Origin of the sequence: Thauera sp. WH-1, from assembly GCF_047806685.1 — a bacterium.
GTDB lineage: Bacteria > Pseudomonadota > Gammaproteobacteria > Burkholderiales > Rhodocyclaceae > Thauera.
Map to the genome: position 1 here is coordinate 34483 of NZ_JBLQGP010000007.1, position 22752 is coordinate 57234.

Annotated in this window: 23 protein-coding genes; 15 read left to right on the top strand and 8 right to left on the bottom strand. The window is 68.4% G+C overall.

The genetic code is table 11. The annotated features are described in order from the left end of the window. The first annotated feature begins 386 nt into the window (after positions 1-386). The 6 genes from ACMV5O_RS08930 to ACMV5O_RS08955 all read left to right on the top strand — a co-directional run bounded on the left by ACMV5O_RS08930 (position 387) and on the right by ACMV5O_RS08955 (position 4830). Entirely contained in the window at positions 387-1031 is a 645-nt protein-coding gene (locus ACMV5O_RS08930; RefSeq protein WP_324538144.1) for a peroxiredoxin, read from the top strand. 118 nt (positions 1032-1149) lie between these two features. Further along, positions 1150-1566: a hypothetical protein gene (locus ACMV5O_RS08935; protein WP_324538145.1), complete on the top strand. Its 417-nt coding sequence runs from the start codon at positions 1150-1152 to the stop codon at positions 1564-1566. A gap of 39 nt (positions 1567-1605) precedes the next feature. Further along, complete coding sequence (locus ACMV5O_RS08940; RefSeq protein WP_324538146.1) at positions 1606-1758, top strand: hypothetical protein; 153 nt, start codon at positions 1606-1608, stop codon at positions 1756-1758. Further along, positions 1755-2174 (top strand): hypothetical protein, encoded by a 420-nt coding sequence (locus ACMV5O_RS08945; RefSeq protein ID WP_416163121.1) that lies wholly within the window; start codon positions 1755-1757, stop codon positions 2172-2174. The genes ACMV5O_RS08940 and ACMV5O_RS08945 overlap by 4 nt, the downstream gene beginning before the upstream one ends. A gap of 40 nt (positions 2175-2214) precedes the next feature. After that, positions 2215-3075, top strand: coding sequence for an MBL fold metallo-hydrolase (locus ACMV5O_RS08950; protein ID WP_416163122.1), 861 nt, complete (start codon positions 2215-2217; stop codon positions 3073-3075). Positions 3076-3087: 12 nt separating this feature from the next. Beyond that, complete coding sequence (locus tag ACMV5O_RS08955; RefSeq protein ID WP_416163123.1) at positions 3088-4830, top strand: SulP family inorganic anion transporter; 1743 nt, start codon at positions 3088-3090, stop codon at positions 4828-4830. A gap of 62 nt (positions 4831-4892) precedes the next feature. Here ACMV5O_RS08955 and petA read toward each other — a convergent pair whose 3' ends face one another. Next, positions 4893-5483 carry a ubiquinol-cytochrome c reductase iron-sulfur subunit gene (gene petA / locus ACMV5O_RS08960; RefSeq protein ID WP_416163124.1) on the bottom strand — a complete coding sequence of 197 codons (591 nt, stop codon included), beginning with the start codon at positions 5481-5483 and terminating at the stop codon, positions 4893-4895. A 466-nt stretch (positions 5484-5949) separates the two neighbouring features. Here petA and ACMV5O_RS08965 point away from each other — a divergent pair, with 466 nt between their 5' ends. The 4 genes from ACMV5O_RS08965 to ACMV5O_RS08980 all read left to right on the top strand — a co-directional run bounded on the left by ACMV5O_RS08965 (position 5950) and on the right by ACMV5O_RS08980 (position 8759). After that, positions 5950-6348, top strand: a complete 399-nt coding sequence (locus tag ACMV5O_RS08965) for a cytochrome ubiquinol oxidase subunit I (RefSeq protein WP_416163125.1) — start codon at positions 5950-5952, stop codon at positions 6346-6348. Between the two features lie 126 nt (positions 6349-6474). Further along, positions 6475-7827, top strand: a complete 1353-nt coding sequence (locus ACMV5O_RS08970) for an NAD(P)/FAD-dependent oxidoreductase (protein ID WP_416163126.1) — start codon at positions 6475-6477, stop codon at positions 7825-7827. A 13-nt stretch (positions 7828-7840) separates the two neighbouring features. Continuing rightward, on the top strand, positions 7841-8179 hold the full coding sequence (locus ACMV5O_RS08975) for a hypothetical protein (protein WP_324538153.1): 339 nt from the start codon (positions 7841-7843) through the stop codon (positions 8177-8179). A gap of 31 nt (positions 8180-8210) precedes the next feature. After that, positions 8211-8759, top strand: coding sequence for a sulfurtransferase (locus ACMV5O_RS08980; protein WP_416163127.1), 549 nt, complete (start codon positions 8211-8213; stop codon positions 8757-8759). A gap of 51 nt (positions 8760-8810) precedes the next feature. On the opposite strand, the gene gcvT is transcribed toward ACMV5O_RS08980, so the two are convergent. The 6 genes from gcvT to gcvH form a co-directional block, all read right to left on the bottom strand. Then, the gene (gcvT, locus tag ACMV5O_RS08985; protein WP_416163128.1) at positions 8811-9944 is read right to left on the bottom strand and encodes a glycine cleavage system aminomethyltransferase GcvT; all 1134 of its coding nucleotides are present in this window, start codon (positions 9942-9944) and stop codon (positions 8811-8813) included. A 164-nt stretch (positions 9945-10108) separates the two neighbouring features. Further along, on the bottom strand, positions 10109-11362 hold the full coding sequence (gene glyA, locus ACMV5O_RS08990) for a serine hydroxymethyltransferase (RefSeq protein ID WP_416163129.1): 1254 nt from the start codon (positions 11360-11362) through the stop codon (positions 10109-10111). Positions 11363-11428: 66 nt separating this feature from the next. Further along, positions 11429-12820, bottom strand: a complete 1392-nt coding sequence (locus tag ACMV5O_RS08995; protein WP_416163130.1) for an alanine/glycine:cation symporter family protein — start codon at positions 12818-12820, stop codon at positions 11429-11431. Between the two features lie 110 nt (positions 12821-12930). Next, entirely contained in the window at positions 12931-13455 is a 525-nt protein-coding gene (locus ACMV5O_RS09000) for a glycine cleavage system protein R (RefSeq protein WP_416163131.1), read from the bottom strand. 12 nt (positions 13456-13467) lie between these two features. Next, positions 13468-16347 (bottom strand): aminomethyl-transferring glycine dehydrogenase, encoded by a 2880-nt coding sequence (gene gcvP / locus ACMV5O_RS09005; protein ID WP_416163132.1) that lies wholly within the window; start codon positions 16345-16347, stop codon positions 13468-13470. 29 nt (positions 16348-16376) lie between these two features. Beyond that, positions 16377-16745, bottom strand: coding sequence for a glycine cleavage system protein GcvH (gene gcvH, locus ACMV5O_RS09010; RefSeq protein ID WP_416163133.1), 369 nt, complete (start codon positions 16743-16745; stop codon positions 16377-16379). Between the two features lie 132 nt (positions 16746-16877). On the opposite strand from gcvH, the gene ACMV5O_RS09015 reads away from it, so the two are divergent. From ACMV5O_RS09015 to ACMV5O_RS09035, 5 genes are all read left to right on the top strand, one after another. Further along, positions 16878-17729: a LysR substrate-binding domain-containing protein gene (locus tag ACMV5O_RS09015; RefSeq protein WP_324538161.1), complete on the top strand. Its 852-nt coding sequence runs from the start codon at positions 16878-16880 to the stop codon at positions 17727-17729. Between the two features lie 147 nt (positions 17730-17876). After that, the gene (locus tag ACMV5O_RS09020; RefSeq protein WP_324538162.1) at positions 17877-18365 is read left to right on the top strand and encodes a cytochrome C; all 489 of its coding nucleotides are present in this window, start codon (positions 17877-17879) and stop codon (positions 18363-18365) included. Positions 18366-18428: 63 nt separating this feature from the next. Further along, positions 18429-18920 (top strand): pyridoxamine 5'-phosphate oxidase family protein, encoded by a 492-nt coding sequence (locus ACMV5O_RS09025; protein ID WP_416163134.1) that lies wholly within the window; start codon positions 18429-18431, stop codon positions 18918-18920. After that, a complete protein-coding gene (locus ACMV5O_RS09030; protein ID WP_416163135.1) occupies positions 18917-20278 on the top strand; it encodes a GAF domain-containing protein in 1362 nt (453 codons plus the stop codon). The genes ACMV5O_RS09025 and ACMV5O_RS09030 overlap by 4 nt, the downstream gene beginning before the upstream one ends. Positions 20279-20393: 115 nt before the next feature. After that, positions 20394-20831 (top strand): GatB/YqeY domain-containing protein, encoded by a 438-nt coding sequence (locus tag ACMV5O_RS09035; protein ID WP_416163136.1) that lies wholly within the window; start codon positions 20394-20396, stop codon positions 20829-20831. A gap of 83 nt (positions 20832-20914) precedes the next feature. Here the strand turns inward: ACMV5O_RS09035 and uvrC are convergent, their stop codons facing one another. Next, positions 20915-22738, bottom strand: a complete 1824-nt coding sequence (gene uvrC / locus ACMV5O_RS09040) for an excinuclease ABC subunit UvrC (RefSeq protein ID WP_416163256.1) — start codon at positions 22736-22738, stop codon at positions 20915-20917. Positions 22739-22752 lie beyond the last annotated feature (14 nt).

Consider the following 22752-nt stretch of genomic DNA (forward strand, 5'->3'; position numbering starts at 1 on the left):
CGCCCGTCAGCCCTTCCCTATCAAGTCGCATGCCAGGTCCGCGGCAGCGGCGGCGATCGCGCAGGACTTCACGCCGGGCGCGCCCGAACCCACGGCCATGACTGCCATTCCCGGCCACTGCCGCCATTCATGTCACAGCTTGGCAGACCTGCCCACACCACCGACGCGGGGCGATGGCCCCGTAATGCACTGGCTGCCGGCAAAGGCACTGGGCGGTGCTTCGTGGCACGTCAATTGCTGTTATCGATTGACAGCAATGACTCCAGGATCGAACCGTCATTGGAAATTGCTATGCCGAAGATCTCGGAATCAAATTTCCCTCAAATATTAGAGTTCACTTATTCTTTCGTTGCCATACCTCAGCCAGACCACTACGGAGCACGATCATGGAAAACGCACCGCAATTCAGCTTCCCCCGCCTGAACGAACCGGCCCCTGCCTTCAGTGTCCGCACCACCCACGGTGAGCGTTCGCTCGAGGACTATCGCGGCAAGTGGCTGATCCTGTTCTCGCACCCTGCCGACTTCACCCCGGTGTGCACCACCGAGTTCATCGGTTTCGCCAATGCCGCGCCCAAGTTCGCCGAGATGAATTGCGAACTGCTCGGCCTGTCGATCGACAGCCTGTTCTCACACCTGGCCTGGACGCGCAACATCAAGGAGAAATTCGGCGTCGACATCCCGTTCCCGATCATCGAGGACATCAAGATGGACGTCGCCCGCGCCTACGGCATGGTCCATCCGGGCGCCGCCGACACCCAGGCCGTGCGCGCGACCTTCTTCATCGACCCCAACGGCGTTCTGCGCGCCATGGTGTATTACCCGATGAGCAACGGCCGCAGCATCGACGAGTTCGTCCGCCTGCTGCAGGCGCTGCAGACCTCGGACACGCACGGTGTGGCCACGCCCGAAAACTGGTGCCCGGGCAAGGACGTGATCGTCTCCCCGCCCAAGACCGCCGAGGCGGCCGACAAGCGCGCCACCGAGGGCTACAACACGGTCGACTGGTACTTCTCCACCAGGTCGCTGTAAGCACCCTGCCCTGCAGCATGACTCGCCCGCTGATCCCGATCGGCCCGGACCCCGTCCGCAAACCCACTCGTAGCCGCCGGCCTGCGGGCGCCTTCCGACTCACCACAGGAATCCCACCATGAACAAAACCCTCGTTGCCCTCGCCATCGCCCTCGGTTCCACCGCCGCGCTCGCCGACAAGCCCGCCGTCACCGTTGTCCTCAACGCCCAGAGCCCGATGACCCAGGGCATGGCCATGGTGCTGGCCAACCAGATGCAGGAACAGGGCGCGCAGGTCGACATCCTGCTTTGCGATCACGCCGGCGACCTCGCCCTCAAGGGGGCCGGCGGCCAAGCGCTCAAGCCCAACAACGTGACACCGGCGCAACTGCTCGACGGCGCGCTAAAGAAGGGCGCCACCGCCTCGGTGTGCGCGCTCTACCTGCCCAACAGCGGTAAGCAAGCCGAAGACCTGAAGGACGGCATCAAGCCGGCCAAGCCGGCCGACATGGGCGCCGCTCTGCTGGAGCCGAACCGCAAGGTCATCGGATTCTGATGATCTACCGCACTTGATCATCAACGGATGCCCCACGCCATGAGCTCCCATCTGCTCGCATTCCTCCTCTCTGCCACAACCGCCACCACGGTGCTGGCGCAAGCGTCCGCGCTTGAAGTCAGCCTGACTGGAATCCAGCACGATCGCGGGAGCCTGCGCGTGGGGCTGTATCACTGCGAGGAAGACCGATGAACGCCCCCGCCTCCTCCACCACGCCCGCCGCTGCGCACGACGCTCATTGCGGGCGGCTTGCGCATTTCCCGGTCGCCCTGCTCTCCACCGTGATGGGCATTGCGGGCCTCACCATTGCCTGGTTCAAGGCCCATCACACCGGCGGCGGGCCGGTCGAGATCGGCGTTGCGCTGCGTTGGCTGGCGAGCAACGCGCTGCGCTTCTTCCGCCTGCCCTTCTTCATCTCGGCGTGGGCCTATTCCTTCCCGCTGGGGGCCATGACGATCGCCACCTTCGAGATGAGTGCGCGCAGCGGTCAGGCCTTCTATGCAGGGCTGTCCTGGCTGATGCTCGCGGTGCTGAGCGCCGTCGTCGCGCTGCTGGCCTTCAAGACCCTGCGGGCCGCCAGCCGCGGCCAGATCTGCGTGCCCGAGTGAGACGCCCACTCAGCCACGAACCGACATGAGGAGATTTCCCATGCCCCAGGCAGACATCCGGTCCTTCTTCGACGCCGCCACCAACACCGTCACCCACGTGGTGTCCGACCCGGCGACAGCACGCGCCGCGATCATCGACAGCGTGCTCGACTACGACCCCAAGTCGGGACGCACGTCGCGCGCCTCGGCCGACGCCGTCATCACCCACGTGCGCGACGCCGGGCTTCAAGTCGACTGGCTGCTCGAGACCCACGCCCACGCCGACCACCTTTCGGCCGCGCCCTACCTCAAGCAGCAGCTCGGCGGCACGATCGGCATCGGCGCGCATATCCGCCAGGTGCAGGGCGTGTTCAAGGACATCTTCAACGCCAAGGACATGAACACCTACGGCGCCGAGTTCGACCACCTGTTCGAAGACGGCGAGCACTTCCGCATTGGTGAGCTGGAGGTCGAGGTGATGCACACCCCCGGCCATACGCCGGCCTGCCTCACCTACATCGTCGGGCAGGACGCCTTCGTCGGCGACACCCTGTTCATGCCCGACTACGGCACCGCGCGCTGCGACTTCCCCGGCGGGGATGCGGCCACGCTGTTCCGCTCGATCCGCAAGGTGCTGTCGCAACCGCCCGACACGCGCCTGCACCTGTGCCACGACTATCCGCCCGACGACCGCGCCCCGGTGTGGGAAACCACGGTGGCCGAGCAGCGGGCGAAGAACATCCACGTCCATGACGGCGTGACCGAGGCCGACTTCGTCGCCATGCGCACCGCGCGCGACCGCACGCTGGCCATGCCGACGCTCATCCTGCCGGCGATCCAGGTCAATGTGCGCGCCGGCAACCTGCCACCGGCCGAGGATAACGGCGTGCAGTACCTGAAGATCCCGATCGACCTGCTGTAGGCGCGCCACCCGATGCCCGCGACGACGGCCGCCGCCCCCCGCACCCTGCTCGCGCGCTGGCACGACTACCGACGCAGCGCACTGACCGACGACCTGATCGCGGCGGCGATCGTCACCATCCTGCTGGTACCGCAGAGCCTGGCCTACGCCATGCTCGCCGGCCTGCCGCCGGTGGTGGGCGTGATGGCGAGCCTGCTGCCGATCGTCGCCTACGCCGCCTTCGGCTCCAGCACCAGCCTCGCCGTGGGGCCGGTCGCGGTGCTGGCGATGATGACGGCGCAGGCGGTCGGCGGCGTCGCCGCCGCGCATCAGGTCACGCCGCACCTGGCGGCGCTGGTGCTGGCGCTGGAGATGGCGGCGGTGTTCCTGGTCGCCGCGCTGTTCCGCCTCGAGACGCTGGCGGCGCTGCTCGGCGCCCCGGTGCTGCACGGCTTCATCACCGGTGCTGCGCTGGTGATCGCGATCGGCCAGTTGCCAGCACTGCTGGGGGTGCAGGCTGGCGGCAGCACGGTAGTCGCACTGTGGGAGTCGCTCGCCGGCGCCAGTCACCCTTTGCCCCATGCGACCACCGCACTCATCGGCCTGCTGGCGCTCGCGCTGCTGTGGGCCCTGCGCCGGCACGGCAACCCCGTGCTGCAAGCCCTGGGCTTCAGGCCCCGGACCGCGCAGTTGCTGGCGCGTACCGCGCCCATCGTCGTGGTCGCGGCTGCGATCGCCTGGGTCGCCGGCTTCCCGCACCTGAATGAGGGAGTCGTCCTGTCGGGCGGCATCAGCCTCGGCGAGGGCCTGGCCTTCCCGATGCCGTGGACGGCGCCCTTGCCGGTGTGGCGTGAACTGCTCGCTCCGGCGGTGCTGCTGGGACTGGTGGCGTATGTCGAGAGCCTCGCCGTGGCCGAGGCCCTCGGCGCACGCCGCGGCGAGAAGATGTCGCCCCGACGCGAACTCTTCGGCCTGGCAGCGGCCAACGCCGCGGCCAGCGTGTCCGGCGGCATGCCGGTCACCGGCGGCTTCGCGCGCAGCATCGTCAACTTCGACGCCGGCGCGCGCACGCGCATGGCCGGCGTATGGACCGCGCTCTTCCTCGCGGTGGCGATCGCGCTGCTGGGCGACGTGCTGCACGACCTGCCGCGCGCGGTGCTTGCGGCGACGATCGTCATTGCCGTGCTGTCGCTGGTGGATTTCGCGCCCTTCGTGCTGGCGTGGCGCTACTCGCGCACCGAGTTCGCGCTGATGCTGATGGTGGCGGTGCTGACGCTGACGGTGGGCGTGAAGGAGGCCTTGCTCGCCGGTGTGGTCGCTGCCATCGGCCTGCTGCTGCAGCGCACCGCCCGCCCGCACTGGACCGAGGTCGGGCGCCTGGCCGGCACCGACGTGTTCCGCAACGTCAATCGCTTCGAGGTCGAGACGCTGCCGGAAGTGTTATCCATCCGTGTCGATGAGAGCCTGGTGTTCACCAACTCACGCTGGATCTCCGAGACCCTGTCGTCGGCCCTGGCGCGCCGCCCGAACCTGCGCCACGTGGTGCTGATGATGAGCGGGGTCAATGGCATCGACCTCACCGGCCTCGAGGTCCTGATGCAGCTCGACCGCGAACTGCGCGCCAAGGGCCTGCAGCTGCATCTCTCGGAACTGAAAGGTCCGGTGCGCGACCGTCTGGACCGGACCGAGGTGACAGCGTGGCTGTCCGGGCGCATCTTCATGACCCAGGCCGACGCCTTCAACGCCCTCGCCGCGGAATGCCGCAGCGCTGGCTGACTTCGCCTCGCGCAATGCGGCGCGCGCCAGGGGTTGGCAGCTTACGACGGGCCGCCACCGGCTCAGGCGGTGGTCGAGTCGTCCTCGCCGATCAGCACCAGGCTGCCGGACAGCCACTTGTGCGGCGGGATCTCGAGGTTGGTCGGTGCCGGCTGGCTGAGGAACACGCGGCCGGCCAGATCGAAGATCGAACCGTGGCACGGGCACAGGAAGCCGCCAGGCCAGTCCGCGCCGATGCCGCTGGCCGCGCCTGAGGCGAACTTCTCCGATGGCGAGCAGCCAAGGTGGGTGCAGATGCCGATCACCACCAGGTACTCGGGATTGATCGAACGGTGGCGATTGGCTGCATAGCCGGGCTGCTGCTGCTCGCCCGACGCGGGGTCGGCGAGCCGTGCCTCGTGCGCTTCGAGGCCGGCAATCATCTCCGGCGTGCGGCGCAGGATCCACACCGGCTTGCCGCGCCACTCCACGGTCATCATCTCGCCGGGGGCGAGCTTGCCGACCTCGGCCTCGACCGGGGCACCGGCCGCGCGGGCACGCTCGGACGGCGTCAGGCTGGCGACGAAGGGGACGGCGGTCGCGGCGGCGGCAACCGCTCCAGCACTGGAGGTGGCGATGAGGAGTCGGCGGCGCTCCTTGAGAGTATCGGACATGGTCTGCGTCTCCGGGGGTCGATGTCTTGGCGCAGGCTTGCGCGCTGAAAAGAGAAGCGGGGCCGGGGGAAAACGTCGGCCGCCACCACCGGGGGGGTGATCGCAGAGGGGAACGATCCAGCTGGTGTGCACGACTCGACCCCGCCTCTGGGCCTATATAAGCAAACTCTGTGCCCACTTCCGCGGAGGACTGTACCAAGGGCCGGCCAGAAAGCCCTCGCGCCCCGAAAGCCCACGATCCGCGCGGGTCACAGCGGCATTGTTGCGGCGCTTCACCGGACTGGGTTCGGAGCACCTCCCTCAGCGAGGCGCCCCACTTTACTGCCAACTTGGCATTATTTCGGCACTTTTCTGCCATTCCTGCAGCACACCGCAGAGGCGGGAAACGCCGCCCGAGCCGCCCACTGGCCCGCCAGCGCCTTGATTCGTCTCATATCCAGCCGATTTCGCGGCCCTGGCACGAGTCTTGATCCACATTCCCTGGGTCATGGTGGCGCTGGGCTTCGCAATGCTGGCGCTGTTCGGACTGGCGCTGTGGTCCTCGATCAAGGGCGATTTCGCCGAGCGTCGCTGGCTGCTCAAGTGGGCCCTGTGGTTTCTGCCCATCCCGTGGCTGGCATGCGAGATGGGCTGGTTCGTAGCCGAGTACGGCCGCCAACCGTGGACGATCTACGGCGTGCTGCCCACCCACCTGTCGGTGTCCACGCTGACGGTGGAAAGTCTTTACGGCTCGCTCGCCGGCTTCGTCGGCTTCTACACCCTGCTGCTGATCGTCGAGATGGTTCTGATGGTGAAGTTCGCGCGCCAGGGTCCGGGCAGCCTGGCGGTCGGCCGCCTCGCTTCCTTGCAGGGCGGCGCTCTGTGACCTCGGTCACATAGCCCTGATCACAACATGGCCATTTGATCAAATACTTATATGATTGGAAAAGAAGCGACGATAGAAACGGGGCTGCGCGCATGGCACAGATCCCCGACCGGGAAGGAGAGACACATGTCCGATACGCCTGAATCCCCCTGCGCAACGCCCGACGTCGATGCCACCCGACGTCGCCTTCTGTTCGGCGCATCCGTGCTGCCGGTGGTCGCCGGCAGCGGCCTCGCCGTGGGCGCCCGTCCGGCCCAGGCTTCCCTGAGCACTTCGGCGCGCATCGTCATCGCCGGCAGCGGTCTGGGTGGCCTCGCCCTTGCGAGCCGCCTGTCGCGCGAGCTGGACGGCGCCAGGATCACGATCATCGACCGCAAGGAGATCCACAACTACCAGCCCGGCTACACCCTGGTGGCGACCGGCATCTGGCCGGTCGGCAAGGTCAGCGACCGCAATGTCGACCTGGTGCCCGCCGGTGTGGAGTGGGTGCGCGAGATGGTGGCGGAGTTCGATCCCGAGGCCAACGCGGTCGTCACCGACAGCGGCATGCGCATCGAGTACGACTACCTGGTGGTGGCCACCGGCCTGCATCTGGACTTCGCCCAGATCGAAGGCATGGACGTCGACGCGATCGGCACCCACGGCCTGGGCTGCGTCTATCCCAGCCCGGCGGCGGCCGAAGCGACCTGGCAGGCGATGGACACGTTCCGCCAGAAAGGCGGGCGCGCCCTGATGACGCTGCCCGCGACGCCGTTGAAGTGCGCTGGCGCGCCACTGAAGATGACCTTCATGCTCGCGGACCGCCTGCAGCAAGCTGGCACGCGCAAAGCCTCGACGATCGACTTCCACTCCGCGCTGGGCAACATCTTCAGCGTGCCGCGCATCAACGAGGAGGTCCTGCGCCGCTGGGCGGGGCTGGACATCCCGGTCACCTTCAACAGCATGCTGGTGGCGGTGGACATCGGCGCCCGCCGCGCCACCGTGAGCAGCCCGGAAGGCGAACGCACCGAGATCGACTACGACTTCATCCACGTCGTGCCGCCGATGCGCGCACCCGACTCGGTGAAGAACAGCCCGCTGTCGTGGAAGGAAGGTGGCTTTGCCGCTGGCGGCTGGCTGGAAGTCGACCCCAAGACCCTGCGCCACCGCCGCTTCCCCAACGTGTTCGGCATCGGCGACATCAACGGCACCGCCAAGGGGAAGACCGCCGCCACGGTCAAGAAGAGCGCGCCGATCGTGGCGCAGCACCTGATCGAGGTGATCGCCGGCCGCGAGCCCTCGCAGGTCTTCGACGGCTACACCTCATGCCCGCTGCTGCTGCGCGAGGGCTCGGCGCTGCTGATCGAGTTCGACTACGAGAACAACCTGACGCCCTCGCTGCCGATGATCGACCCGCTGCAGGACAGCTACTTCGCCTGGGTCATGAAATACCGCCTGCTCAAGCCCGCCTACATGGCCGTGGCCAAGGGCCGGGTCTGAGGGGAGAGACGACATGTACGAGATCTGGCTGACCCTGAACATCCTGTTCGAACTCGGGCTGCAGTCCCTGCCCGCCGTCATCGGCACCGCGGTGCTGTGGCTGGCCCTGATGGTCTTCGCCGCCACCCGCCCGGGCGCCGGCTGGAAGAAGGCGATCGCGCCGGCCTTTGTCATCGGCGTCATCGCCACGGCGATCACTTTCTTCATCACCCCGGCCATGACCCAGTCGTCCTTCGCCAACATGGGCTACTGGGTGGACTGGATGAACCTGTTCTTCTACGCAGCGGCCTTCGGCGCCGTGGCCGCGGCGCTGGCCTGGCCGATCGCCGCAAGCCTGCGCCGCCAGGCCTGACCCCCCGATCCATCACCGGAGAACACGCAAGATGAAAAGACTCCTGATCGCCGCCGCCATTGGCTTCGCCAGCCTCGCCGCCCACGCCGCCGACATCGGCATCTCGGCCAAGGAGACCTACGCCAAGATCCAGCAGGCCGAGCAGAACGTGCTGTTCCTCGACGTCCGCGACCCGGTCGAGATCATGTTCGTCGGCTCAACCGACGCCGCCCATGCCAACGTGCCGTTCATGCTGGTCGATCGCACGCAGTGGAACGCCGAGCGCGGCGTGTTCCGCCTGTACCGCAATCCCGACTTCATCAATCAGGTGAAGCTGGAACTGGCCAGGCGCGGCCTGAGCGCAGACGCCGAGATCATCACCCTGTGCCGCTCGGGCAGCGAGCGAGGAAAGCCGAGCGCCGACTTCCTGCGCGAGAACGGCTTCCCGAATGCGCGCTACGTCATCCATGGCTTCCAGGGCGACGCCATCAAGGAAGGGCCTCAAGCCGGCTTCCGCCTGCAGAACGGCTGGCAGAACAGTGGCCTGCCGTGGTCGCCGAAGATGAACCCGGAGAAGATTCATCGCGTCGATCGCCCCTGATCGAGGGACGGCCGCTCAGGGCCCGCAAGGGCCGGGCCGTCCCGTCGTACGTCAGCCGCGGTAGTAGCGTTGCGGCACGAAGGGGGTGCTGGCCACTTCGATCGGCACCGCCTTGCCGCGCACCATCGCCGACAGCGGGGTGCCGACCTTGGCCAGCGCGGTATCGACGTAGCCCATCGCCACCGGCGCCTCCAGCGTCGGGCCGAAGCCGCCGCTGGTGACCATGCCGACCTTGCGACCGTCGGCATCCACCAGCTCCGCGCCCTCGCGCACCGGCACGCGTGCGTTCGGGCGCAGGCCCACGCGCTTGCGCGCCACGCCCTTGGCGATGTGCTCGAAGACCACGTCGGCGCCCGGGTAGCCACCGGGACGGGCACCATCGGCGCGGCGCACCTTGGACAGCGCCCACAGCAGGCTGCTCTCGACCGGGGAGGTGTGCTGATCGAGGTCGTGGCCGTACAGGCACAGGCCAGCTTCCAGGCGCAGCGAGTCACGCGCACCGAGGCCGATCGGCGCGACTTCGGGGTGGCTGAGCAGTTCCTTGGCGAGCCCCTCGGCCTTGTCGGCCGGCACCGAGATCTCGAAGCCGTCCTCGCCGGTGTAGCCCGACCGGCTGACGTAGCACTCGGCGCCAAGCAGGGTCACGGTGGCGACGTTCATGAACACCATCTTCGCCGTCTCGGGCGCAAGGCGCGCCAGCACCGCGCCGGCCGCCGGCCCCTGCAGGGCGAGCAGGGCGCGATCGGCCAGCACCTCGACCTTGCAGCGCGCGGACAGGTGCTGCTGCATGTGCGCGATGTCCTGTGCCTTGCAGGCGGCGTTGACGACCACGAACAGCCGACCGTCGCCAAAGTTGGCGACCATCAGGTCGTCCATTACACCGCCCTTGTCGTTGAGGAACAGGGCGTAGCGCTGCATGCCCGGCGGCAGGTCGATGATGTCGACCGGCACCAGGGTCTCCAGTGCAGCCGCGGCGTCGGGGCCAAGCAGCATCACCTGCCCCATGTGCGAGACGTCGAACAGGCCGGCCTGGCTGCGGGTATGGAGGTGTTCCTTGAGGATGCCCGCCGGGTACTGCACCGGCATCGCGTAGCCGGCGAACGGCACCATCTTGGCGCCGAGCGACACGTGCAGATCGTGAAGCGGGGTTTGCAGCAAGGGGGCGTCGGATTGAATGTCGCTCATCTTGGTTCCTTGTCGATTAGCGGAAGGGCCTTCAGCATTCGGAGACGTTCGCGGCGAGACCACCGCGCCCGCCTTCCCTGTATAGCAGTTTCATGTCGGCGCCGGGGTCACGCAGGGACTCGAACGGCTCGAGACCCTGCGCGAGCGCGCGCGGCGCTCACCGCTCAGCCCCCGTACACCGGGAAGCGTGCGCATAGCGCGGCGACCTTGGCGCGCACCGCGTCGACCACCGCCGCGTTGTCGATGTCATCGAGGATGTCGCAGATCCAGCCGGCGAGCGCGCTGACCTCGTCGATGCCGAAGCCGCGCGTGGTCGCCGCCGGCGTGCCGATGCGGATGCCGCTGGTGACGAAGGGCGACTGCGGGTCGTTGGGCACGGTGTTCTTGTTGACGGTGATGTGCGCCGAGCCCAGCGCGGCGTCGGCGGCCTTGCCGGTGATGCCCTTGGCGATCAGGTCGACCAGGAACAGGTGGTCGTCGGTGCCGCCGGACACGACCCGGTAGCCGCGCTCGACAAACACCGCCGCCATCGCGCGCGCGTTGGCGATCACCTGCTTCTGGTAGTCCTTGAAAGCCGGCTCGAGCGCCTCCTTGAAGGCCACCGCCTTGGCGGCGATGACGTGCATCAGCGGGCCGCCCTGGGTGCCGGGGAACACCATCGAGGCGATCTTCTTCTCGATCTCGGGGTTGGCGCGGCCGACGATGATGCCGCCACGCGGGCCGCGCAGGGTCTTGTGCGTGGTGCTGGTGACGATGTCGGCGAAGGGCACCGGGTTGGGGTACAGCCCGGCGGCCACCAGGCCGGCGACGTGGGCCATGTCGACGAACAGCAGCGCGCCGACCTTGTCGGCGATGGCGCGAAAGCGCGCGAAGTCGAGGTGGCGGGCGTAGGCGGAGAAGCCGGCAACGATCATCTTGGGCGTGCACTCGAGCGCCTGAGCCTCGAGGGCGTCGTAGTCGATCACGCCGTCGTCGGTGACGCCGTACTGCACGGCGTTGAAGATCTTGCCGGAGAAGTTCACCCTGGCGCCGTGGGTCAGGTGACCGCCATGGGCCAGGCTCATGCCCAGGATGGTGTCGTGCGGCTGCAGCAGCGCGAGATACACCGCGGCATTGGCCTGCGAGCCCGAGTGCGGCTGCACGTTCGCCCAGTCGGCGCCAAAGAGTTGCCTGGCGCGGTCGATCGCAAGCTGCTCGACCACGTCGACATGCTCGCAGCCGCCGTAGTAGCGCTTGCCCGGATAGCCTTCGGCGTACTTGTTGGTGAGTACCGTGCCCTGCGCCTGCATCACGCGCGGGCTGGCGTAGTTCTCGGACGCGATCAGCTCGATGTGGTCTTCCTGGCGTGCGCGCTCGGCCTCGATGGCGGTCCAGAGTTCGGCGTCGTAGCCGTCGATCTGCATGTGCTTGTCGAACATGGGGGACTCCTGAATTGGTTGGGTGCGACAGGTGAGGTTCAGCGGAGGACGTTCAACGGGGGAAGCTCAACGGCTCGGGCGCGCGGCCGATTTCCGGGCTTCGCCGCCGTCGGCACCGCCGTTGGCGAAGTACTCGCGGGTCAGTGTGACGACGACCGGCGTGAGCAGCAGCAGCGAGATGAGGTTGGGGATCGCCATCAGCGCGTTCAGCGTGTCGGCAACCAGCCACGCGAAGTCCAGGCTGGTGACCGCGCCCACCGGGACGCACAGGATCCACAGCACGCGGAAGGGCTTCTCGCTCGCCGTGCCGAGCAGGTATTCCCAGCACTTCTCGCCGTAGTAGGCCCAGCCGAGGATGGTGGTGAAGGCGAACACCGCCAGCGAGATCGCGAGCAGGTACTTGCCCACACCCGGCATCGCGGCCTCGAAGCTGGCCGAGGTCAGCACGGCGCCGGATGCGCCCGAAGTCCACACGCCGCTGACGATGATCGCCACGCCGGTCATCGTGCACACGATGATGGTGTCGATGAAGGTGCCCATCATGCCGATCAGGCCGGAATACACCGCGTTGCTGGTAGTTCCCGCCGCCTGCGCGATGCCTGCGGTACCGAGGCCAGCCTCGTTGGAGAAGATGCCGCGCGCCACGCCACGCTGGATCGCCATCATCACGGTCGCGCCGACGAAGCCGCCGGCCGCCGAGATCGGCGTGAAGGCATGGGTGAAGATGAGATCGAAGGCGGCCGGGATCTGGTCCGCGAAGGTGATCAGGACGACGCCGCAGCACACGATGTAGCCGATGCACATCGCCGGCACGAGCTTCTCCGCGACCGCGCCGATGCGCTTGATGCCGCCGAGCACGACCGCGCCGGTGAGCAGCATCAGCACCGCGCCGGTGATCCAGGGATCGAGACCAAAGGCGTTCTCCATCGCACTGGCGATGCCGTTGGCCTGGACCATGTTGCCGATGCCGAAGCCCGCCAGCCCGCCGAAGATCGCGAACGCACCGGCCAGCCAGCCCCAGCGCTTGCCCAGGCCGTTGCGGATGGCGTACATCGGGCCGCCGGCGTGCTCGCCCTTGTCATCGACCACGCGGTACTTCACCGCGACCACGACCTCGGCGTACTTGGTCGCCATGCCGACTAAGGCCGTCATCCACATCCAGAACAACGCGCCCGGGCCGCCGACCGCGATCGCGGTGGCCACGCCGGCGATGTTGCCCGTGCCCACCGTCGCTGACAGCGCGGTCATCAGCGCGGCGAAAGGCGAGATCTCGCCCTCGGCGCGCGTGCCGACGCCCCGGCTGCCCCAGATCATGCGAAAGCCCTGCGGAATCCTCAGGATCGGCATGAAGCCGAGGCGCAGCTGCAGGTACAGGCCGGTGCCCAGGATCAGCACGATCATGGGCACGCCCCACACGATGCCGTTGAGCCAGTTGAAGAAATCGTTGATGAGCTGCATGGCGTCTCCTGCTTCCTTGTCGTTATGGAACCGGCGGGACAGCGCGCTTGCTGCGTCTTCCGTCCCCCGGTGGTGCATCAGGCCGGCGCGTGCCGGCGTGTTGGTTCAGCTCAGACGCCGGCCTCCAGCTTGAGGTCGACCATCAGCTCGTTGGCGAGCGCCTCGAGCGCTGCCTGCAGCTCGGCGGGCCGCACGCTGGCCGGCACGCGGACCTCGAGCTCGGCGCGGAACATCGCCTCGCCGCTGAAGGACGCGCTCTCGCAGGCGCTGTCCATGCGCTCGACGCTCGCCCCGTGCTGCGCCAGCACCGAGGAAATGTCGCGCACGATGCCGGGCCGGTCGTGGGCGAGGAGCGCCATGCGGATCAGCGCGCCGCCGGCCGCGCCCGCCGCGGCGCTGCCGCGCTCGATGCTCAGGCTGAGACCGGCCGACGACAGCCCGCGGAGTGCTGCCTCAAGACGTTCGGCGTTCGCTTCGGCCACGTCGAGCCGCACGATGCCCGCGAACCTGCCGGCCAGGTGGGCCATGCTGCTGTCGAGCCAGTTGGCACCGTTCGCGGCCGCGCGCTCGGCGAGCGCATTGACCAGGCCCGGGCGATCCTCGCCGACCAGGGTGACGATGAAAGAGACGTTCATGTGCGGGACTCCTCAGATTTCTTCGTAATCGGACAGCGGCGGGCAGGCGCACACCAGGTTGCGGTCGCCATACACGTTGTCCACCCGGCCGACCGGCGACCAGTACTTGTTCGCGCGCAGGCTGGCGAGCGGATAGACGGCCTGCGCGCGGCTGTAGGGGTGGGTCCAGTCGCCGACCATGGCCTCGGCGGTGTGCGGGGCGTTGACCAGCGGGTTGTCCTTGGCGTCGTACTCGCCGCTGGCAACCTTGGCGATCTCCTCGCGGATCGCGATCATCGCGTCGCAGAAGCGGTCGAGCTCGGCCTTCGACTCGCTCTCGGTGGGCTCGATCATCAGCGTGCCCGGCACCGGGAAGGACATCGTCGGCGCATGGAAGCCGAAGTCGATCAGGCGCTTGGCGACGTCATCGACCGTGATGCCGGTGCGGTCCTTGAGCGGGCGCAGGTCGAGGATGCACTCATGCGCCACCATGCCGTGCTCGCCGCGATAGAGCACCGGGTAGTGCGCTTCGAGGCGCCTGGCGATGTAGTTGGCGTTGAGGATCGCCATCAACGTGGCGTGGCGCAGCCCGTCGCGGCCCATCAGCGTGATGTAGGTCCAGGTGATCGGCAGGATGCTGGCGCTGCCCCAGGGCGCCGCCGCCACCGCGCCGATGCCCTTGAGACCGACCGCCGCGTGACCCGGCAGAAAGGGCGCGAGGTGCGCCTTGACGCCGATCGGGCCGACGCCCGGGCCGCCGCCGCCGTGCGGGATGCAGAAGGTCTTGTGCAGGTTCAGGTGCGAGACGTCGCCGCCGAAGTGGCCGGGGCCGCACAGGCCGACCATGGCGTTGAGGTTGGCGCCGTCGATGTACACCTGGCCGCCGTGGGCGTGCACGATGTCGGTGATCTCGCGCACCGCGGTCTCGAACACGCCGTGGGTCGACGGGTAGGTGATCATGATCGCGGCGAGCTGGTCGGCGTGCTGCGCGGCCTTGGCCTTGAGGTCGGCGACGTCGACGTTGCCGTTGGCATCGCAGGCGACGACGACCACGCGCATGCCGGCCATCTGCGCGGTGGCCGGGTTGGTGCCGTGCGCCGAGCTCGGGATCAGGCACACGTCGCGGTGGCCCTCGCCGCGGCTGGCGTGGTAGGCGCGGATCGCCAGCAGGCCGGCGTATTCGCCCTGCGAGCCGGCGTTGGGCTGCAGCGACACCGCGTCGTAGCCGGTGCAGGCGCACAGCATCTGCTCGAGCTCGGCGGTGAGCTGGGCGTAGCCCTGCGTCTGGTCGGCGGGTGCGAAGGGGTGCAGGCCGCCGAACTCGGGCCAGGTCACCGGTATCATCTCGGTGGTGGCGTTGAGCTTCATCGTGCACGAGCCGAGCGGGATCATCGTGCGATCGAGCGCGAGGTCCTTGTCGGCCAGGCTGCGCAGGTAGCGCAGCATCTTGGTCTCGGACTGGTGGGCACTGAACACCGGGTGGGTCAGGAAGGCGGAGCTGCGCCGTTGCGCGGCCGGCAGCCCCTCCTGCACCTGGGCTTCGACGGCATCGAAATCGAGCGCCGCGGCGCCCGCGCCAAACACCTTCCACAGCGCCTCGACGTCGGCGCGGCGGGTGGTCTCGTCGAGCGCGATGCCGACCGTGGTGGCGTCGATCTCGCGCAGGTTCATGCCCGCGGCGCGCGCGGCGGCGTGCACCTTGGCCGCGTCGACGCGCACGGTGATCGTGTCGAAGAAGGCCTGAGTCGGCACGTCGGCGCCGAGGCGGCGCAGGCCGGCGGCCAGGGTCGCGGTCAGGCGATGCACGCGGCGCGCGATCGTGGTCAGGCCGGCCGGGCCGTGGTAGCAGGCGTACATGCTGGCCATGATGGCGAGCAGCGCCTGCGCGGTGCAGATGTTGGAGGTGGCCTTCTCGCGGCGGATGTGCTGCTCGCGGGTCTGCATCGCCAGGCGGTAGGCCTTCTTGCCGTGGCTGTCGATCGACACGCCCACCACGCGGCCGGGCATCACGCGCTTGTGCTCGTCGCGGGTGGCGAAGTAGGCGGCGTGCGGGCCGCCGAAGCCCATCGGGATGCCGAAGCGCTGGGTCGAGCCGATGGCGACGTCGGCGCCGAACTCGCCCGGGGGCTTGAGCAGGGTCAGCGCCAGCAGGTCGGCGGCGACCACCACCAGCGCCTTCTTGTCGTGGGCGGCGGCGACGATGGCGGCGTAATCCACCACCTCGCCGGTGCTCGCCGGATACTGCAGCAGCACGCCGAAGACCTCGTGCGCGGCCAGATCGGTCGCGGCGTCGCCGACGATGACCTCGAAGCCGAGCGGCTCGGCGCGGGTGCGCACCACCTCGATGGTCTGCGGGTGGCAGTCGCGCGAGACGAAGAAGGCCTTGGCCTTGCTCTTCGACAGGCGCTGGCAGAAGGCCATCGCCTCGGCCGCGGCGGTGGCCTCGTCGAGCAGCGAGGCGTTGGCGATCTCCAGGCCGGTGAGGTCGGTGACCATGGTCTGGAAGTTCAGCAGCGCCTCCAGGCGGCCCTGCGAGATCTCGGGCTGGTAGGGCGTGTAGGCGGTGTACCAGGCCGGGTTCTCGAGCACGTTGCGCAGGATCACCGTCGGCGTGAAGGTGTCGTGGTAGCCCGTGCCGATGAACGAGCGCAGCACCCTGTTCTTGTCCGCGATCGCGCGCAGCATTGCCAGCGCCTCGGGCTCGCTGCGGCCTTCGGGCAAGGCCAGCGGCACGGCCGACAGGATGGAGGCAGGGATGACCCTCTCGATCAGTTGATCGAGCGAGTCGAGGCCGAGGGCGGCGAGCATCGCCTGGGTCTCGGCCTGGTCCGGGCCGACGTGGCGGCCGACGAAATCATCGCGCTGCTCGAGCTGTGCGAGCGTCGCGGACAGGCGGGTGTCGTTCATGTTCATGATGGCGGCGAAATCCGGAGGCAGGTCGGTCAGGTGGTCAGCTTGTCGTAGGCAGCCTGGTCGAGCAGGCCATCCAGCGCAGCCGGATCGTCGAGGCGGATGCGGATGAACCAGCCCGTGCCCAGCGGATCCTCGTTGACCGTCGCAGGCGCCTCGGTCAGCACCGGGTTAACCTCGACCACGGTGCCGGCGAGCGGCATCTTGAGCTCGCCCGCCGCCTTCACGGACTCGATCACCGCGGCCTCGTCGCCGGCATCGAAGTGGGTATCCACGTCGGGAAGCTGGACGAAGACGATGTCGCCGAGCGCGTTCTGCGCATAGTCGGTGATGCCGACGGTGACGATGTCGCCGTCAACGCGCAGCCATTCGTGATCTTCGGTGAATTTGACAATGCTCATGATGTCTCCTTGGTGTGGGGCGGGTTGTGGCGAGGCCGGGAAGGCATGACGGGATGCATGTTAGCGCTGCCTTGACATTTGTAGATTTGATAGTTGAAATGAAATTATTTAAACCCTAAATACCCCATCCCGATGAGCAACATCCCGACCGAACTGCTGCGAACCTTCGTCAAGGCCGTGGACCTGGGCAGCTTCACCCGCGCCGGCGATGCGGTCGGGCGTACGCAGTCGGCCGTCAGCCTGCAGGTGCGACGGCTGGAAGAACTGCTGGGAGCCGAGCTCTTCGTGCGCGGCAGCCACCGCGTCAAGCTCACCGACGAGGGCACGACGCTGCTCGGCTACGCGCGGCGCATACTCGCGCTCAACGACGAGGCGGTGAGCAGCATCCGCCGGCCCAAGGTCGCAGGCAGCGTGCGCCTTGGCGCACCGCATGAATACACCGCCTCGCTGCTGCCCGTCGTGCTCGGCAAGTTCGCCCAGGCCCACCCGGGCGTGATGCTGGAAGTGACCTGCGATCTCAGCAAGAACCTGCTCCTGCGGCAAGAGAAGGGCGAGTTCGACCTCGTCATCGCACTGCACGACGATCCGACGGCAAGCAGCGGCACCAAGGTACTGACCGAACCCCTGCTGTGGATCACCAGCCCGGACCACGCGCGCCACCAGCAACAGCCGCTCGCGCTGGTGCTGGCCCCGGCACCCTGCATCTATCGCAACCGCGTGCTCCAGACCCTGGGCCGGCTCGAGCGGGGCTGGCGCATCACCTACACGAGCTCCAGCTACAGCGGCATCATCGCCGCGGTGCGCGCCGGACTCGGCGTGACGCTGCTTGCCGCGACCACGGTTCCCGAGGGCGTGCGTGTGCTCGAGGAGCGGGACGGCTTCCCGTCCATGGGCGAGCTCGACCTGCGCCTGCACACGCGCACCGAAACCGAAAGCGAGGCGACCCGCCGCCTGGTCGACTACATCGCCACCAGCCTGGCCTAGCGCTGCCGTGCGCGCCCGCTTAGGAAAAACTTAGGATCTTCGCAGCGGCTTTTTAGGAACGCGGTTTCAGCCTTGTCGCCACACTGCAGTTGCCCGCGCTGGAGACGCTTCCCGCAGCGGGCTTCCACCAGCAGGAGACGAACGACCATGAAACGAGCGCGCACCCCCATCCTTGCCACCCTCCTCCTCGCCACCGCCGCCACGGTGACCAGCGCCGCCGAGCCGGCCGCCGAACAGGCGATGATCGAGCGCGGCCGCTACATCGCCCGCATCGCAGGCTGCAACGACTGCCATACGCCCAACTACGCGATGACGGGCGGCGCGGTCCCCGAGCAGCAGTGGCTGACCGGCGACCGACTCGGCTGGAGTGGCGCCTGGGGCACGACCTACCCCAGCAACCTGCGCCTGGCGCTCGCTCGGCTGAGCGAGGACGACTGGGTGCGCAACGCGCGCACGATCAGCTATCGCCCGCCCATGCCCTGGTTTGCCCTGCGCGACATGGACGAAGCGGACCTGCGTGCCTTCTACCGCTTCGTGCGTGCCCTCGGCCCGGCCGGCGAGCCCGCGCCGGCCTACGTTCCGCCCGGTGCGCAGCCGCAGGGGATGGCCGTCGTCTTTCCCGCCGATCAACACTGAGCGCAGGCCGCCCGCCCCCGAAGGCGTTGAGATCTGGTCCATGGTGTCTATGATCAAGACACCATGGACGTCTCCGCTGCCCCACTGATTGATGACACCCTCGCCGACTTCGTGCGCAGCGAGGTGTCGATCACGGTCGCGACGTGCGACGACGATCGCACCCCCCACCTGGCCCGCGGCACGGGATGCCGCGTCTCGGCCGACCAGCGTCAGCTCAATGTGCTGCTCGCCGCACCGGCAAGCGCCGAGGTGCTCGCCGACATCGGCCGCAACGCACGCATCGCGGTGGTGTTCAGCCTGCCACGCACGCACCGCACCCTGCAGTTCAAGGGTACGGACGCGGTCATCACCGGCATTGAAGCCGGCGACCCCGAGCTGGCTGCCCAATACGTCGACCGCTTCGCCACCGGCCTGGAGGCGCTCGGTTACTCCGGCGCAGTGATCCGCGGCGTGCTGCATGCCGATGGCACCGAACTGGTCGCAGTGCGCTTCACGCCCACCTTCGGCAGTCTGCAGACGCCCGGGCCCGAGGCCGGCCACGTGCTGCGATCATGAAGCTCAAGCTCGACGCCATCCGCGCCTGTCTCGATGGCGCGATCCCCGGCACGATCGCCACCTGTGCGGCGGACGGCGTGCCCAATGCGGCCTACCTGTCTCAGGTCCAGTATGTGGACGCCGAGCATGTGGCCCTGTCGTGGCAGTTCTTCAACACCACGCGCCGCAACATCCTGGCCAATCCGCTGGCCCGCGTGGCCCTCATCGATCCGACCACGGCCGGCCATTACCGGCTGTTGCTGCACTACCTGCGCACCGAGGAGGAAGGACCGCTGTTCGAGATCATGAAGGCCAAGCTCGCCGGAATCGCCTCGCATGCCGGCATGGCGGGCGTCTTCCGCCTGCTCGGCGCCGACGTCTATCGCGTGCTCGAGATCGACCAGGTGCCCAGCCGGATGCTGGCGCCTGCCCTGCCGCGCGCCAACCTGCTCGCGGCCCTGCGCGCGAGCGTGGAGGAGCTGTGCCTGTGCATGGACCTCGACGCCCTGCTGTGCCGCACGCTGGACTGCCTCGAGCGCCACTTCGACGTCCATCACGCGATGATCCTGCTGCTCGATGCGTCAGCCGGCCGCCTGTACACCATCGCCAGCCGTGGCTACGAGGCCTCGGGGATCGGCTCGGAAATCGCGCTCGGTGACGGCGTGATCGGGGTGGCCGCGCGCGAGCGCACCCCCATTCGCATCGGCCACTTCGCCGCCGAGTACAGCTACGGCAAGGCCATCCGCGAGAACCTCGAACGCAGTGGAATGGCCCTCCAGATGGACACGGAAATCCCGCTGCCCGGCCTGCCCGGCGCCAACAGCCAGCTCGCCGTGCCGATCCGTGCCGGCTCGCGCGTGCTGGGCGTGCTCTACCTCGAGAGCGCCCAGGAGCAGCGCTTCGGCTACGACGACGAGGACGTCATGGTCTCGCTCGCCGGCGGCCTGGGCGCGGCCATCCAGCTCCTGCACCATGGCCCGGCCGATCACCGCGACGAGCCGCGCGCCGCCTCCCGCGCGCCACCGGCACAGCCCTCGGCCTCGGGCCCCCCGCTGCAGGTGCGCCATTTTGCCGAGAACGACAGCATCTTCCTCGACACCGACTACCTGATAAAGGGCGTCGCAGGCTCCATCCTGTGGGCACTGCTGCGCGACCATGCCGACACCGGCCGCACCGCCTTCAGCAACCGCGAACTGCGCCTGGATCCACGCATCCGGCTGCCCGACATCAGTGACAACCTCGAGGCTCGCCTGATCCTGCTTGGCCGCCGGCTCGTCGAACGCAATGCGCCGATCCGCATCGAGAAGACCACCCGCGGCTGCTTTCAGCTGCGGGTCGAACGCCCCCTGCAACTGACGCACCTCCCTGCAGGTGCCTGAATGGCGTGCCGGTGTTCGGGCCATGCCGCCCCTGCGGTAAACTCGGCCGCCTGCCAGCGCGTGCCGGGCCCACCTTCCGCCCACCGCGCCCCCACCGAACCCGATGGAGTCACCCATGAGCCTGATGGCCCAACTGAAGAAGGATTCCCTGCTCGCCCGCAAGGCCGCCGACGGCGTGCGCGCGACCTTGCTCAGCACCCTGATCGGCGAAGCCGAGATGGTCGGCAAGAACGCCGGCAACCGCGAAAGCACCGACGACGAAGTGCAGCAAACCATCCGCAAGTTCCTGAAGAACAACCAGGAAGCGCTGAGCGTGATCAAGGACGCCGAACGCCGCGCGGTGCTGGAGCAGGAATCCGCCATCCTCACCGCCTACCTGCCGCCGATGGCCAGCGAAGCCGAGGTCAAGGCCTTCATCGCCGACACCGTGGCCGGCCTCGCCGAACGGGGGCCGAAGCAGATGGGCGTGGTGATGGGCGCGCTGAAGGCGAAGTACGGCAGCAGCTTCGACGCCAAACAGGCCAACGCCTGGGTGAAGGACGCGCTGAGCTGATCGGCGCGGCGCCTGCTCGTTGAAACTCCGCTACGAGGCAGCGGCGCGGGTGCTGCCCGCACCCATCAAACGTCCCTCGCCGCTCAGCGCAGCGCCGCGTGGATCTGCTCCGCAAGCTTGCGGCTGACGCCCTCGACGCGGCACAGGTCCTCCACCGTCGCCTCGCGCACGCCGTCCAGCCCGCCGAAGGCGGCGAGCAGGTTGCGGCGGCGCGAGGGGCCGACGCCGGGGATGTCCTCCAGCTTCGAGCCCACCCGTGCCTTGCCGCGCTTGACGCGGTGGCCGGTGATGGCGAAGCGGTGGGCTTCGTCGCGGATCTCCACGATCAGGTGCAGCGCGGCCGATTCGCCGCCGAGCGCCAGGCCCTCGCGGCCGTCGGGGAAGATCAGCGTCTCCAGCCCGGCCTTGCGCCCTTCCCCTTTCGCGACGCCCACCATCGCCACCGCCTCCAGGCCCACGTCGGCGAGGATCGCGCGCGCGGCGCTGACCTGGCCCTTGCCGCCGTCGATCAGGATCAGGTCGGGGCACACGCCCTCGCCCGCCGCGACCTTGCCATAGCGGCGCTCCAGCGCCTGGCGCATCGCCGCGAAATCGTCGCCGCCGGTGATGCCGGTGATGTTGTAGCGGCGGTATTCGGCGCGCTTCATCGCACCCGCCTCGCACACCACGCAGGAGGCCACGGTGGCCTCGCCCATGGTGTGGCTGATGTCGAAGCATTCGATGCGCTGCGGCGCCTCGTCCATGTCGAGCGCGGCGCGCAGCGCTTCCAGGCGCTGCTCGATGCGGCCGGTGTCGCGCGCCCGCGCCTGGATGGCGAGATGGGCGTTCTTCTCCGCCATCTCCATCCAGGCCTTGTCCGCTTCGAAGCGCGGCGACACCACGCCGGGCGGGCGATCCGTGATCTCGGCCAGCGTCTCCTTGACCGCCTCCGGTGGCAGGTTCACCAGGATCCTTGCCGGGATCGGGTGCTGGCTGTAGTGCTGCTCGACGAAGGCGAGCAGGCTGTCCATCGCCCCCGACACCGCCGCGCCGCTGGGGAACTGCGGGCGGTCGCCGAGGTGGCGGCCGCCGCGCACCATGGCGATGTTCACGCAGGTCAGGCCGTCGGCCTCGATCGCGGCGAGCACGTCCACGTCCTCGTCCTTGCGGCTGTCGACGAACTGCTTGTGCAGCACCGCCTGCAGCACGCGCACCTGGTCGCGGCAGGCAGCGGCTTCCTCAAAGGCGAGGCGCTCGGCGGCGGACTGCATGCGCGCCGTCAGGTCGTCAATGACCTCGCTCGCCTGACCGTCGAGGAAGCGGGTGGCGAGCTTCACATCCGCGGCGTAGGCCTCGGGCTCGACGAGGCCGACGCAGGGCGCGGTGCAGCGCTTGATCTGGTGCAGCAGGCAAGGGCGCGAGCGGTTGGCGAAGACGGTGTTCTCGCAGGTGCGCAGCTGGAAGGTCTTCTGCAGCAGGTGGATACTCTCGCGCACCGCCCAGGCGTTGGGAAACGGTCCGAAGTAGCGCGCGCCCTTGGTGAAGGCGCCGCGGTGATAGGCCAGGCGCGGGAATTCGTCGGCCGAGAGCTCGATGTAGGGGTAGGTCTTGTCGTCGCGAAAGAGGATGTTGTAGCGCGGCGCCAGGCTCTTGATGAGGTTGTTCTCGAGGATCAGGGCCTCGGCCTCGGAGCGGGTGGCGGTGATGTCCACGCGCAGCACCTGGGCCACCATCATCGCGATGCGCGGGCTGGAGACGGTCTTCTGGAAATAGCTGGAGACGCGGCGCTTGAGGTTCTTGGCCTTGCCGACGTAGAGCACCTTGTCGTTGGCGCCGATCATGCGATAGACGCCGGGCTCCTCGGTGAGGGTGCGCAGGAAGGGCTTGGGGTCGAAGGCTTGGGCGTCGGTTGGCTGTGGGTCGGTCATGCGCTTGCTCTGCG